Raw genomic sequence first — 14,304 nt, forward strand, 5'->3', positions numbered from 1 at the left:
ATTATCTTTTAGTGAAAACAAATACCTTCATATAAATCGCAATCAGGGAGAGGATACAAGCTGCGACAAAAGCTATTGCCAGTACAATCAGTTTTTTGGGGAAAACCGGTTTTGCTGAACAATAAGCTGCATCGACAACTCTTCCGGCTTGTTCGTCGGGAGAGTTTACCAGACTTTTTTCCTGTAGCTTCTGCATTAGAAACAGATAAATGGTTTCCTTGATTTTTTGTTGTCGTTTCATCTCAATATACTCCCGCTCTTGTGTGGGTAACTCGTTCAGTTGACCGTTGAATACCTGATTTTTCTTATTGAGTTCTTCCAGGCTGGCTTTGACACTATTTCGAGTTGCAGCAATTGTTTCTAATAACATTTTGCGTTGTTCTGCCAGTTGCTTATCGGCAAGAATCAAAGCAGGATTACCTTTCTCAGAAGCAAGAAGCAGGCGTTCTCGGTCAAGTACCAATTGATTGTACAAAGCGATGGACTTTTCTCCTATTCCTTCAAAGGAGGGAATAGAAGCATGTTCATTTTCCTCTTTTTGCATATATTCCACTACATAATCCATCATTTTCACACGTGCTTCCGTTTCCAGAATCAAACTTTCCAATTCCATTTTCCCTGTCATAGCGGCTTTGGCATACAGTGTTGGTTCTGGAATATTATTGTGCTTTTTGTAAGCTTCAATTTGATGTTCCAGATAGGCAAGTTCTGTAGTGATGGTATCCAAGCGTACTCTTACAAACCGGGCATTCAGATCAGCTTCCTCCACTTTTACATCTCGTGAGTATTGGTTAAAGACAGACATTAGTTCATTCAGAAAATCGCACCCGCGTTGCTTGTTTTCGTTGTCAAACTCTAACAGGATAATATCTGAAATGGTTTCTTCCGCTCCGGCTGCTATGTTTTTATATAAATCTTCATATACCTTTTGCAGCGGAGTGATTTGAATATTGAATGTTTGCTTACCGGGAATTGAAATGTCGGCATTGGGGGCAACCATTATTGTGCCGACCGGGAGCTGTAAACGGTAAGGTAAAGTTTGTTCCTGTATTTTCACTGTTTCAAACAGCTTTGATTGTATTTTGGCTGATTGCAACATTCCATCAGATAATGTTATCTTTATCTTTATTGATTCACTGATAGTATCTAAAAACTGTTCGGGAAAGAGAAGGGTTATAGGATTATCCTTTCCATAAAGTAGGACTTTTTTTAGACCGCGCTGTTGCCGTGTCTCCACCTGATAACCGGTTTGGAGAATCGCTTTAGTCATATTGGTACGTGACATTAAAACGATAACTTCATCTTCTACACTAATACCTGAAGCGCTACCACCAAGTAAAGCATTAAGACCACTGCTTTTTAACATTTTCAACTCAGACATCATGCCTTGGTTATCGCCAATTAGCCGCATTCGGGCAGTAAACCCATATTCTTTTGGGGTAACTATAAGAAAGCAGATAGCGGCAATCAGGCAAATGATCCCGATGGGCACGTATATTTTCCAGTAACCGAAGAATTGCTTTAGCAGAGCTCCGATATGTATATTTTCATCATTCATAAGCGAGAGATATTTATTTTACCAGCAGTGCAATGCCCAACGATGCCAATACTGATAAGGCGCTGATTATTGTTGATGCCAAAGAAACATTGAACTGCCCACTCTGACTATATTTGGCATTTCCCTTTCTTGCTTTATTCGGTTCTATATAAAGTACATCATTTTGCTGCAAATAATAATAAGGAGATGTTAGTATTTCTGCAGAAGTAAGGTCGAAGCGATGATATTCTTTTCGTCCATTGTTGTCACGAATCAGAAGTACATTGGCACGATTGCCGTAAATAGTCAAGTCGCCTGCCATACCAAGCGCATCAAGTACAGATAAGCGTTCATTGGGTACATTTACTGTTCCAGGCTTGTTTACTTCTCCCAATACTGAGACTTTAAAATTCCTTATTTGTATTGTGACAATGGGGGATTTGACGTAAGCTGAGATTTTTTCAGTCAACATGTCTGTCAATTCACTGCGTGTCATGTTAGCAACTTGCAATTTCCCAAGTACCGGGAAATCAATCTCCCCCCGGGAATTTACCAAATAAGTATGGAGTACAGGTGTAGAGGTAACGTTTGTTTCTCCTGGGGCCAGATAGCTGGTAAGTGGCATATTGAATGCTGCTACTGCATTTGGCTCTGTTCCTGATACGATTATCGACAACTGATCATCTGGAGCAATACGTGGGGCATAATTAATAGGTTGCTCGGTAATAATTGACGCCTGATTATCTAAATCCTGGAAATAGGTAATATTATTAGTCGTTGTTTTGCACGACATCAGTAGCAATAATGAGAGAGCAGGTATCAGTATTCTTATTTTCATCGTATATCTTAAATCTGTTATTTAATTAATATGATCTATTGCAAAAGTAATAGTTCTATAGTCAATAAACGTTAGTCAGGTGGGTTTATTGTTGGGTTGTCTATAATTTGTTCATTGATTTTGGGGCGCTTTTCATTAAATGTAAGCCCAATTGTCATATTTTTATATGATGTGATGCTTTTGCTGAATTATATAATCTGTAATTTTATAGCTATTGTATTGATTTGAAATTAAAAACCGGCAGATTCATGAGCGAGTCAGCCGGCTTTTATTGTAAAAAAAGCACTGAACCGATTGCATAGTTTATAATTTGTTGAAAAGAAAATGACCTGAAACTGGCTTATATCCGAGATTTCCCTTACTTTTGCACCATGATTGAATTGGCACAACATATAGAAGCTTTGTTATTGGAAAATGACTGCGTCATTGTTCCGGGTTTAGGAGGATTTGTAGCTCATTATGCTCCGGCTACGAGAGTGGAAGAAGAAAACATTTTTCTGCCCCCTACCCGCATCATCGGTTTCAATCCGCAACTGAAGATGAATGATGGCTTGCTGGTTCAATCTTATATGTCAGTGTATGGCACCAACTTTTCAGATGCTACTAAAATAGTGGAGCGTGAGGTTGATGAGCTGATTGCCGCTTTGCATGAAGAAGGTAAAGTGGATCTGCCAAATGTCGGCGAAGTGCGTTATACAATCTATAATACATTTGACTTCGCACCTTATGACAACAAGATTACAACTCCTTATTTATACGGGCTGGACGCATTTGAGATGCAGGAATTATCTGCTTTGGAAAAACCGAAGGCAGAGAAAGAAACTTTCTCTTTAGTTCCTACCACCACCAAGAAGGAGAAACGTATCTTTGCAATCCGATTCAATCGGGCGTATCTGACCAATGCGGCTGCGGTAGCGGCTGTCATTATTCTCTCTTTCTTCTTTTCTACTCCGATAGAGAATACGGAAGTGATAGAAGAAAACTATGCGACATTGCTTCCGGATGAATTGTTTGAAAAGATAGAAAAGCAATCTTTGGCAATTACACCGATTGTTTTAAAGCAGAATACTCCTACGCGTAAAACCGTTAACAAACAAACAGGAACACAAAAGAAAGTTGTAGCTCCTGTTGCTGTCAGAGAGGTTAAAGTTGCTAAGGAGCCAACTGCGATTGCTGAAACAAAAACAAAAGAACAAGTTTCCCACTCAGTTGCAACAACTGCCGATGCGCCTAAACAAAATGTACAGTCTGCTGCTGCAAAACCAGCGGTTGCCGCTCCCAAAAGGCCTTATCATATCATCATTGCCAGCGTAGGTACTGAGAAAGATGCAGAAATTATGGCGGCGCAATTGGTTGCCAAAGGTTTTTCTGGTGCGAAAGCTATTGTAGGAGATGGTAAGATGCGTGTCAGCATTGAGTCTTGCGGAACCGAAGTGGAAGCCTATCAGGCTTTGGCGAGAATTCGTGAGAACGAAACCTATAAGAATGCCTGGGTGCTGAAGAAGTGATTTAATTTTTAATTTTTAATTCCATGAAGCGTATCCGTTGTCCCAAATGTGAGAACTATCTTTTATTTGATGAAACAAAGTACAGCGAAGGCCAGTCTTTGGTCTTTGTTTGTGAGCATTGTGGCAAGCAGTTCAGTATTCGCTTGGGGAAAACGAAGATGCTTGCTCCCCAAAAGGAAGAACGCCCGGACGAAGAGGAGTTCAAGGAGGCTTTTGGTAATATTACGGTGATTGAGAATGTGTTTGGTTTCAAGCAAGTGCTGCCTCTGCAAGAGGGAGATAATGTAATAGGCCGCCGCTGTGTGGGTACTAACATAAACACTCCTATTGAAACATCAGATATGAGTATGGATCGCCGCCATTGCATCATTAATGTGAAACGCAATAAACAAGGTGGACTTATCTATACTTTGCGAGACGCCCCCAGCCTGACGGGAACCTTTCTGAATAATGAAATTCTGGGGGACAAAGACCGTATCCGCATTGAGGATGGAGCAATCGTTACCATCGGGGCTACAACATTTATTTTGCGCAGCGGAACAAGTGATGAATTCGGCAAGTAGTAATTACGATCTACGTTTTTTTGTAAAGTTGCCTACATCCTACACCTCGTCTTTTAATCATCTAATTATCTGCTGATTATATCATAGAAAGAATATGAATATCGGTGTAGGCAAAATGTTTCCCTACACCGATATTTTTTTATTTATTCAACATCATAACTTCGTATTGCATTCCTCTTTTGGTCCGTTTTGACTCTATCTGATTTTTCTTAAGGATGCGTCCAAATGTACTTATACTACTGTTGGACAATGAAATAGTTTTTGATTTTCCTTGCAGGTATTCGATGATTTCCATGGAGGTCATCCACTCTCCCATTTCACCTTCTTCCGGTGAACGAAAATAACAATGGAATAGTTGCTCTAATGGGCTGATTTGCTCAAATTCCCGGTTAGATTCCTTCAAAATCGCTTCGTCTGTGTCGTCAAACCAGTAACGTTCCCCTTTTGTGATAGCTTCCATTGCCTGTGCATATAGTTGGCGGTAGTTGATGGTGACATTTATGTTGATAGGTGCCGTTACTTCAATGCAGATGAAACGGCGGCTGCCACTCGGGTCGGTCAGCAAGTCCTTTTGGTTGCTGGTGCCGATGAATGAAGCATAGCGCCGTATTTCCTGAATACTGCTCCCGTAAGGTTTACGCAGATTGGCAACAGGCTTCTGTAACAGATGTTTCAGGAATCCCTGCTGATTCATACTGACCTGGTCAAACTGAATCCTTTTGGCGAAATTCCAAGTCGTTACTGACGGTATTGAAGCGAAATTCATACCTGCGCTCCATGAATTCTTCCAGCCGGAGAGAAATTTCCTGTTCCGGCGTCAGTGCAGACTTCTTGCCGAAACCCTTGCATTCACGATATAGATTGTGAATGGTAATTCTGACCGTTTGTTCGTCAGCCTGTCTGTAATAGTGTACATAACCTGGCGTACGGTTTCTTCTTCCGGTATCCCTGCTTTGAAACAGTGTTCGGCGAGACACACCAGTAGTGGATGCAATGCATCTCCCCGCTTCCAGTTCTCCATTTCATCCAATGCTTTGCCAAGGGCTGTTTCAAACAGTATGTTGAAGGTTTCAGATGTTTCAAATCCGGGCTTCAGTCTCAGTAACGGGTTCTTTTCCATTAGTTTTCGTTGATGGAAGGTCTGTTCTCCGGGCATACTGAACGGCTGCTCCTGGCAGAAAGGCATGGCATCGGGGTTGAAATACGGAGTGACATCCAGCGTCATGCGGCAACTTTGTGCGGGACTAGGTTCTTTCAGGGTTATGGGAAACGGCAATATGGGTTGGTAGCACTGCACAGCCATGCGATAAGCACAGGCATGGAAAAGAGTGATGTTCTCCTCTTTTACAGGGAGGTTTCCGTCGGGAAGCACAAATTTTACCCATATTTTTACGCTTCGTCCACTGCTTCCGGTGATTGCCGCCCAGGTTTGTGGCAACAGCCTTACCTGTTCTTTCACCAGTTCCACTTCGGACAGCCCGGCCAGGTCGTTCACTTCGAGCATTACTACGCCATTGTAGTGCTTCATCTTTCTGCTGCCATCGCGGCTTCGCCCGTATTCAATAGATGGATAGATGCGGGGCAACTTGTCGATGTGCTCGTAGTGACCGCGGGCATCAGGAGTGGTGTATAGTAGCATAGTCCGTAGTGCTGTGACGTGTGCCGCTTTGGTTTCTGTTTTTATTCTTTCCAATAATGCATCTGCTTCGCAGGTACTGACGGTCTCTTTACCGCTTTCTTTTTCTTCTCTGATCAGAGTTATTTTCATTTGCGTTTCTATTTAAAAAATAATTTATTTATAAAGAGGTTTTTCTAAGAACCTGCAAGGTACGCATAAAATGCGTCTGAATCAAATAAAATAGGGCTTTTATTGAAATATTACTCCCCTCTTTTTGTTGTCTGAAAACAATAAGAAAAATTGAAATATACTCGGTTGAAAACTTGACTTTCCTTTATTGTTTTTGTATCTTTGTCAGTAGCAAAACTTCGTCTTGCAGTTGTGTGCCGGACGGTTTTCAACTGGGGGCTGTGCAGCCTGCGATTGCAGGATGTACAGCCCCCAATTGGAAAACGAAGTTTTGTCTATAGCTTAATGGCATTTTCCTTAAAGCAAAAGAGGAAAAGGAATAGGGCAAATGATGATTAATAACTTAATAACATAGCATTATGGCAGCAGAATATGATTTTCAAAGGCGTCCCAGCTCGAAAGGAGATGACGAGTTGCAACCTTTGTATCCGCGTATTGTAAACAAGGGTACGATTATGATGGAGCGTCTGGTTCAGGATCGCATTTCTTATTATCTATCCGAAGGGCACCATGTACAATTGGGGGATATTGGATATTTTTCGGCAGGTCTGCAAGCTCGTCCGGTGATGGATCCTAAAGAGATTCACTCGCAAACCATTTTCTTTGGAAAAGTACATTTACGTGTATCCCCCGACTTCCGGAAACGCTGTGCAGGCTCTGTGGAGCGTGCTAAATACGGTTTTCGGAAAAGTGCCGAACTTAGCGGCGCGGAACGTTATCGCCGTTTACTGGCCTTTCTGGAGACACATCCTTTCATTACCCGCCATGATTACAGCGGAATTACGGGACTTTTGAAGAATAAAGTGCTAAATGACCTCAATTTGCTCGTAAAAAAGGGATATTTGAATGTAATAGGACAAGGTTCGCATAAGGTGTATGTACGCACTGATAATAAGGTTGTTACGGAATAATTGGAGGGTATTTTAGAGTATATTTCAGGTGTAGGCAATTTTTTCCTACACCTGCCTACACCTCTCCCCGTCCCGATATGTAGTTGATATTCAGAAGGAAATGTTCACGGGTGTAGGATGTAGGCAATATTGATGAAAACTTTATTTTATTTTAGTATGGGACTGAGCAGATTGCAATATCTTATCGTTAGCCTTGCATTTTCCACTAAATTCCAGTATATCCAGCCGGATAATTTCTGTACGGTGAAAGGATTTCTCGGCATATTTCATTCCTACAATCTTATCATCCGGAGAATATTTGTCTAAAATCAACTCTAATGCTTTCATGCGTTCTTCAGCAGGAAGTCCGACATGGGCAGTACAGTGTAGGATAACACTTTCATATTTAGTTGTAAACTTGTTGGGTATTACTTCTGTACGGCCCACAATGCAAAAGGAAACCTGATTACAGTTTTGTAAGCAACGCAGTTTATGTCCTTTCGGAGCGCAATGTATATAGATAGCCATTTCTCCATCCCAGACATAACTTATGGGAATTCCGTATCCGCCACCATTATCATTTTGCATGGAAAGTACTCCGTACTCTCCGTTCTTCAGGATATTTGTAGCTAAGCTTATATCTAATAACCTGTCTTGTCTCCTGATTTGATCATTCGTATACTTCATAATCATGATTTTGTGGCAAAGTTAGCAGAAAACTATTTATCTATAAATGCTACTCTCTTTTTATTTCTTCGTGCACAACTATATAATTTACTTGCCGCTTTACAATTTTATATCCATAAAATATTCCTAAAATTAGCAACATTAGAAAGCAAAAATAGATAGAGAACTTATCTAACTTCAAAATAATATATAAAGGAACATATCACGCCAAAATCTTTTTTATGATGATTTCCGAATTTAAATATAAGAAATCCTTTATACACTTCTCTCTATGAAAACAGTTGTGTTTTTTAGTATATGATTTTATATTTGATATAATTATAGTGATTGCTCCCAATAAAAGCACAATTCTTATAGATATGATATAGAATTCTGGAATCATATTAGTATAATTTTTGAAAATATCAAGGAATAGTAAAATATAGCATATAGGTAATATTATTGCGTCTGCAGATCTAATAAATTTGTATTCAGGCATTTTACTTTTAAAAGCATATCTTGTTTTTTTCTGCTTTTATAGCGATTATTCACAACTTTGAAAACGCTGCATCCATAAAAAAATCCAAATATCAGCTTATGGAAATTTCATACAATCCTAAGATTGTATACATCAGAAAATATACAAAAAAAGTATTTTCTATAATGATATCAACGTTTAAGTAGAAGGTGGCTTTTATGTTTTTTTCTTTAGATAATTTGCTTCTATTTTTATCTCTACTTTTATAATCAATGTATGGTTCGAAGCAACCACCCACTATCATAAAAATAGATCCCATTACAAGTATTATTTGCATAAGCATTAAAAGGTGCTTAGGAATCATGTTGACATAATCTCTAAAAATGACAATGCAAATCACCCAAAAAGATATAGGTAACACTAATTTTTGTACGAATAGAATAAATTTTCCGCCTATATAATTATTTAGTTAATTGCATCATTAGCTTCGCCGTAGCATAATAAGAATTTATCAGAATAAGAAATACATAGTTATGCTCCTTAACATAAAGAAATAGGGTGAAGCCTCTGCTCCACCCTATTTCCTTTACGATACTTATAGATTAATTAAAGGATACCTTTTACTGTATCCAGCATTCCTTTTTCTTGAATAGAATCTAGATTAGCTTTTACAGCAGCAGTAAGTCCCGGGATATTATTTAAATCTTCGCCCCAGATAGAAGTTGCGGCAAGTACGCCTTCGGTTACTTTCTGAGTATCACCTGTAGCCCATAGATTTTTCAATAACTGCATGATTTCAGGAGCATCGTTTGGAACGATTTCAGCGCCATCTTCACGAACACCACCTTTATAATAAGTAATGATGGCAGCCAGACCGAGAACTAATCCCTTCGGCAGTTCACCCTTGCGTTGCAAGTAAGTCTTCAAACCGGGCAGGTCGCGGGTTTCATATTTCGGGAAAGAGTTCAGCATGATGCTGGTCACAGCATGGTCAACAAACGGGTTATTGAAGCGTTCCAATACATCTTCTGCAAATTTCTTCAATTCATCTTTCGGCAGATTCAGGGTTTCCATCAGCTCATCGAACATTACCTTATGGATATACTGACCGATAACCGGATGCTGACAGGCATCGCGTACGATATTTACGCCTGACAGATAAGCAACCGGAGAAAGGACAGTGTGCGGGCCATTCAGCAAAGTAACCTTTCTTTCGTGATAAGGTGCCTCAGAAGGAACAAATAATACATTCAGCCCAGCTTTGTCAGCAGGGAATTCTTTGGCTATTTCCTGAGGAGCCTCAATAACCCAGAGATGGAAGATTTCAGCCTGTACTACCAAGTTATCATCATATTGCAATTTTTCTTTGATAGCTGCGATGTCTTTGCGCGGGAATCCCGGAACAATACGGTCAACGAGCGTGGCATATACACCGCAAGCTTCTTCGAACCAAGTCTTGAAGTCGTCGCCCAATTGCCACAATTCGATGTATTGATAGATGGTTTCTTTCAATTTATGGCCGTTCAGGAAGATAAGTTCGCAAGGGAAGATAATCAGACCTTTGCTCTTATCACCGTTGAAAGTTTTGAAACGACGATATAAAAGTTGGGTCAGTTTGCCCGGATATGAAGAAGCCGGGGCGTCGGCCAGTTTGCAGGAGGGATCGAAAGCAATACCGGCTTCCGTTGTGTTGGAGATAACAAAGCGCATTTCCGGTTGGTCGGCCAGCTTCATGAACTCTTCGTTCTGAGAGTAAGGGTTCAATGCACGGCTGATTACATCAATCAATGTCAGGCTGTTTACGGTTTCTCCTTTATCCAAACCTTGCAGGTTCACATGGTAAAGGTCGTCCTGTGCATTCAGCATGTCCACCATACCTTTATCGATGGGTTGAACTACTACAACACTGCTGTTGAAATCAGCTTTTTCATTCATGTTGTAGATAATCCAGTCAATAAATGCACGCAGGAAGTTTCCTTCGCCGAACTGAATGATGCGTTCCGGGCGTTGAGCTTTGGGAGCGGTTTGTTTGTTTAATGCTTTCATCTTAAAAATACGTTTTAAATGATTGATACTATTATGTTTATTCAAATTCGAAATAGAAATTGATGTTCTCTTTCATCAGGATGTCGATAGGCATATACTTTACGGCTGTCACAGGGCGTTTGAAGACCATGTGGTCGCACAATGCTTTTATACCGCAATACCCTTGCAATCCGGGACGCTGCCCGATGAGATAATTCACCTCGCCGGATTTCAGATGCTCCACATTCTTTTGCAGAAGGTCATAACCGACCAATCCAGCCAGATGATGGCCCGTTTCCTGCAAGTAGCCCGCAACCTGGTATACGCGCGAATTGAAAACGGCGCCCAGCACAGCTTGCGGATGTGCGGCAAAGAATTCTTCCAGTGTCCGGCGGTTGGCGGCATCGTCTTCCTTGTTCAGTACAACATCATGAACTACCAGATTGCTATGTTCTTGGGAAATAAAGTTCATAAAGCCATCCATGCGGCGTTGCATCTGTATTTCTGCCGGATTATTCTTCTTGTTATTAAGGAATAATATCAACTCCTGCCCTTCCTCGTACTTGCGCATCAGGATTTTGGCGGCAATATATCCGCTTGCCTTGGAGTCTTGTCCGATATAGCAAAGCGCATGAGTATCCTCTATATTGAAATCGATGAATGCATAGGGGAGCTCCTTTTCTTCCAGATAGGAAGTGAGCGCCATCGTTTCTTCACGGAAATTGGGAGCTATCAGTACCGCATCCACCGGTTCCCTGCGGATTTTGGCACAAGCCTTTTCATAAGAAAGCCTGTCGGCATGGTGATAATACAGATATTCAATGCTGACATTGAATGGCCGCATCTCCTGCGCTGCACGGTTGATACCTTCCGAAACGGAATGCCAGTAGTCGTGCTCTATATGATAAGGTATAATGCATAGGATACAATAAGGCTTCTTTGCCGCCAGGCCGATGGCGAACATATTGGGGTGATAATCTATTTCATCCAAGACTTTTTGAACCTTTTCACGGCTTGAAGCAGAAACATCTCCCCGATTATGCAGCACGCGGTCCACTGTTCCGGCAGAAACACCCGCCATGCGGGCAATATCCTTAATGGTGTAGTTCTTGTTTTCCATATTCTCTTTCTCCTTGTTTTAAGGTGATAAAGGTTCAACGTCTAAAACTTAAATATTATAAATATTTGCCGCAAAGATACGAATTATTTTGTTTCTCCAAGTAAATTTTCTACTTTTGTGTTCGATAACGGTTAATAAAAGCAAAAACCAATATCTCGCCTATTAGCTTTACAATCAATACTATATAGGTATAATAATTGGAAAGTAATATTTTTATATACTTAAAACACAGTAGAATGAAAAAATTTATGGATGAAAACTTCCTGTTGCAAACAGAAACCGCACAGAAGTTGTATCATGAACATGCGGCTAAGATGCCGATTATCGATTACCACTGTCACTTAATCCCTAAAATGGTAGCAGACGACTATCAGTTCAAGTCATTGACTGAAATCTGGTTGGGCGGCGATCACTACAAGTGGCGTGCTATGCGCACTAATGGTGTAGACGAACGTTTCTGCACCGGTACGGACACCACCGATTGGGAAAAGTTCGAGAAGTGGGCGGAAACTGTTCCTTATACTTTCCGTAATCCGTTGTATCACTGGACTCACCTGGAACTGAAGACAGCATTTGGCATCGAAAAGATTCTGAGCCCGAAGACTGCACGTGAGATTTATGACGAATGTAACGAGAAGCTGGTTAAGCCGGAGTACTCTGCTCGCGGCATGATGCGCCGTTATCACGTAGAAGTTGTTTGTACTACAGATGATCCTATTGACTCTTTGGAATATCACATCCAGACCCGTGAAAGTGGTTTTGAAACTAAAATGTTGCCTACCTGGCGTCCGGATAAGGCTATGGCTGTAGAAGTTCCTGCTGATTTCCGTGCTTATGTTGAAAAGTTGTCTGAGGTTAGCGGCGTTGCTATTTCTAATTTCGATGATATGGTGGCTGCTTTGCGCAAGCGTCATGACTTCTTTGCGGAACAAGGTTGTAAACTGTCTGACCACGGTATTGAAGAGTTCTATGCAGAAGACTATACGGATGCTGAAATCAAAGCTATATTTAATAAGGTGTATGGTGGAGCAGAGTTGACGAAAGAAGAAATCCTGAAGTTCAAGTCGGCTATGTTGATTGTGTTTGGCGAAATGGATTGGGAAAAGGGTTGGACACAACAATTCCACTACGGTGCTATCCGTAACAATAACAGCAAGATGTTCAAATTAATCGGTCCTGATACCGGTTTTGATTCTATCGGCGAATTTACTACGGCTAAAGCAATGTCTAAATTCCTTGACCGCCTGAATTCTCAAGGTAAATTAACAAAGACAATCCTGTATAACCTGAATCCGTGTGCCAACGAAGTTATCGCCACTATGCTGGGTAACTTCCAGGACGGTACGATTGCAGGTAAGATACAGTTTGGTTCCGGCTGGTGGTTCCTCGACCAAAAGGATGGTATGGAGAAACAAATGAATGCTCTTTCCGTACTTGGCTTGTTGAGCCGTTTTGTAGGTATGTTGACGGACTCCCGTTCATTCCTCTCCTATCCGCGTCATGAATATTTCCGCCGTACGTTGTGTAACCTCGTTGGGCGTGATATTGAAAACGGTGAAATACCGGCTTCTGAAATGGATCGTGTGAATCAGATGATTGAAGATATCAGCTACTACAACGCTAAGAATTTCTTTCAATTCTAAGAAAAAAGAAAGCGGAACAGGTGATATTCTGTTCCGCTTTCTTTTATTTATTTCTTCTCAGTCCCTACCCAAGTCCATCTGTGCCAGATATACTCTAATGGACCTTGTTTATGCTTGGCCAACCACCATTTACAGAATTTTACTTGCAGCAGAAATACGAAGAATCCGATTAACAAGCTAATCGTATATCCACAATAAGGGGCAAGGTACAGGCCGAAGGGAAAGTATATGATTGCTCCTATTATTGATTGGGTTATATAGTTGGTAAGGCTCATCTTACCATAAAATCGCAAGTTGCTAACAGCTTTACTGAATTTTTCACGTTGGTAAAGCAATATGAATGATGCCATCAGGACTAAGGTAAAAGCTAACTTTTGCCACATGTCAAATGCAGTTCCGGCCGTTTGTTGTATGATTGTGTCATTTTTCATAACCAATTCTTTCAGAGCATATAACGGAGCAAAAGATATAGCTGAAATTATCAGTACTTTTATCCAGAAGCGGAGATTCTTTTCTGTTGCAATGAAAAGTTGTTTCCGACCGATGTAGCAGCCTAAAAGGAACAATCCGGCAGTTTGGAAGAAGCGTCCGGCATTCACCGCCCATAATAAGCTGGCTTTTTGTCCTAAAGTTACGTTTCCCCAGATAAAATTCCAGAAGTTGCCTGCTTTCGTATAATCCGCCACTTCCGCATACATTTCACCTACTTTTAAGTCGGGTAACTGATGTGCCGGATTTATCAGATTTGCGATGTAATGATACCATTCAACAGGTTGTAAAAGGAAGATAACGGCAGCTATGAGGATGGCCTTGTCGCTCCAATTGCGGGTAAAGAATAGGACAAGCCCGACAACTACGAACAATAGTAATACATCTCCGGCTGGGAAAAAAGCAGCATTTAAGGTAGCGAAGCCCACTAATAGCACTAAACGCCATAGAAAACGATAACCGAAGTCTTTACCTTGCTTTTTCTGATTGTTGCTCTGAATGTAAAATGTAAATCCAAACAGAAGTGCAAAGATAGCATAGGCTTTTCCGGCAAATAGGGCAAAAATACCGCTCAAGACTCCTTGGTCTAATATATTTAACCAAGTCGGGGAGTCAGTGGGATAGACAGGGAAAATGAAATGTTCCAGATTATGAACCAGAATGATAGCCATTACTGCAAAGCCTCGTAAGGCATCCACTACCTCAATGCGAGGATTTTTTTTGATTAGTTGTTCCATGAA

10 protein-coding genes and 1 pseudogene are annotated in these 14,304 nt (G+C 40.9%); 4 read left to right on the plus strand and 7 right to left on the minus strand.

Features of this window, described 5'->3' with window-relative positions:
• Position 1: 1 nt before the first annotated feature.
• On the minus strand, positions 2–1,558 hold the full coding sequence (locus HMPREF9447_RS01335; RefSeq protein ID WP_009127406.1) for a GumC family protein: 1,557 nt from the start codon (positions 1,556–1,558) through the stop codon (positions 2–4).
• A 13-nt stretch (positions 1,559–1,571) separates the two neighbouring features.
• The gene (locus tag HMPREF9447_RS01340; RefSeq protein WP_009127407.1) at positions 1,572–2,375 is read right to left on the minus strand and encodes a polysaccharide biosynthesis/export family protein; all 804 of its coding nucleotides are present in this window, start codon (positions 2,373–2,375) and stop codon (positions 1,572–1,574) included.
• Between the two features lie 371 nt (positions 2,376–2,746).
• On the opposite strand from HMPREF9447_RS01340, the gene HMPREF9447_RS01345 reads away from it, so the two are divergent.
• Positions 2,747–3,883 carry an HU domain-containing protein gene (locus HMPREF9447_RS01345; protein ID WP_009127408.1) on the plus strand — a complete coding sequence of 379 codons (1,137 nt, stop codon included), beginning with the start codon at positions 2,747–2,749 and terminating at the stop codon, positions 3,881–3,883.
• A gap of 23 nt (positions 3,884–3,906) precedes the next feature.
• The gene (locus HMPREF9447_RS01350; protein WP_009127409.1) at positions 3,907–4,446 is read left to right on the plus strand and encodes an FHA domain-containing protein; all 540 of its coding nucleotides are present in this window, start codon (positions 3,907–3,909) and stop codon (positions 4,444–4,446) included.
• Between the two features lie 139 nt (positions 4,447–4,585).
• On the opposite strand, the pseudogene HMPREF9447_RS01355 reads toward HMPREF9447_RS01350, so the two are convergent.
• Positions 4,586–6,214, minus strand: a pseudogene (locus HMPREF9447_RS01355) (BT4734/BF3469 family protein).
• Between the two features lie 398 nt (positions 6,215–6,612).
• Between HMPREF9447_RS01355 and HMPREF9447_RS01360 the strand changes: the two are divergent.
• Positions 6,613–7,164: an HU family DNA-binding protein gene (locus tag HMPREF9447_RS01360; protein ID WP_009127412.1), complete on the plus strand. Its 552-nt coding sequence runs from the start codon at positions 6,613–6,615 to the stop codon at positions 7,162–7,164.
• A gap of 141 nt (positions 7,165–7,305) precedes the next feature.
• Here HMPREF9447_RS01360 and HMPREF9447_RS01365 read toward each other — a convergent pair whose 3' ends face one another.
• From HMPREF9447_RS01365 to HMPREF9447_RS01385, 3 genes are all read right to left on the minus strand, one after another.
• A complete protein-coding gene (locus tag HMPREF9447_RS01365; protein WP_044137623.1) occupies positions 7,306–7,830 on the minus strand; it encodes a pyridoxamine 5'-phosphate oxidase family protein in 525 nt (174 codons plus the stop codon).
• Between the two features lie 1,063 nt (positions 7,831–8,893).
• Positions 8,894–10,333, minus strand: a complete 1,440-nt coding sequence (locus HMPREF9447_RS01380; protein WP_009127416.1) for a tagaturonate reductase — start codon at positions 10,331–10,333, stop codon at positions 8,894–8,896.
• Between the two features lie 37 nt (positions 10,334–10,370).
• Positions 10,371–11,432, minus strand: coding sequence for a LacI family DNA-binding transcriptional regulator (locus tag HMPREF9447_RS01385; RefSeq protein WP_009127417.1), 1,062 nt, complete (start codon positions 11,430–11,432; stop codon positions 10,371–10,373).
• Positions 11,433–11,668: 236 nt separating this feature from the next.
• On the opposite strand from HMPREF9447_RS01385, the gene uxaC reads away from it, so the two are divergent.
• On the plus strand, positions 11,669–13,075 hold the full coding sequence (gene uxaC, locus HMPREF9447_RS01390; protein ID WP_009127418.1) for a glucuronate isomerase: 1,407 nt from the start codon (positions 11,669–11,671) through the stop codon (positions 13,073–13,075).
• A 47-nt stretch (positions 13,076–13,122) separates the two neighbouring features.
• On the opposite strand, the gene HMPREF9447_RS28130 is transcribed toward uxaC, so the two are convergent.
• Positions 13,123–14,301: a DUF418 domain-containing protein gene (locus HMPREF9447_RS28130; RefSeq protein ID WP_009127419.1), complete on the minus strand. Its 1,179-nt coding sequence runs from the start codon at positions 14,299–14,301 to the stop codon at positions 13,123–13,125.
• Positions 14,302–14,304 lie beyond the last annotated feature (3 nt).

Origin of the sequence: Bacteroides oleiciplenus YIT 12058 (assembly GCF_000315485.1) — a bacterium.
Taxonomy (GTDB): Bacteria; Bacteroidota; Bacteroidia; order Bacteroidales; family Bacteroidaceae; genus Bacteroides; species Bacteroides oleiciplenus.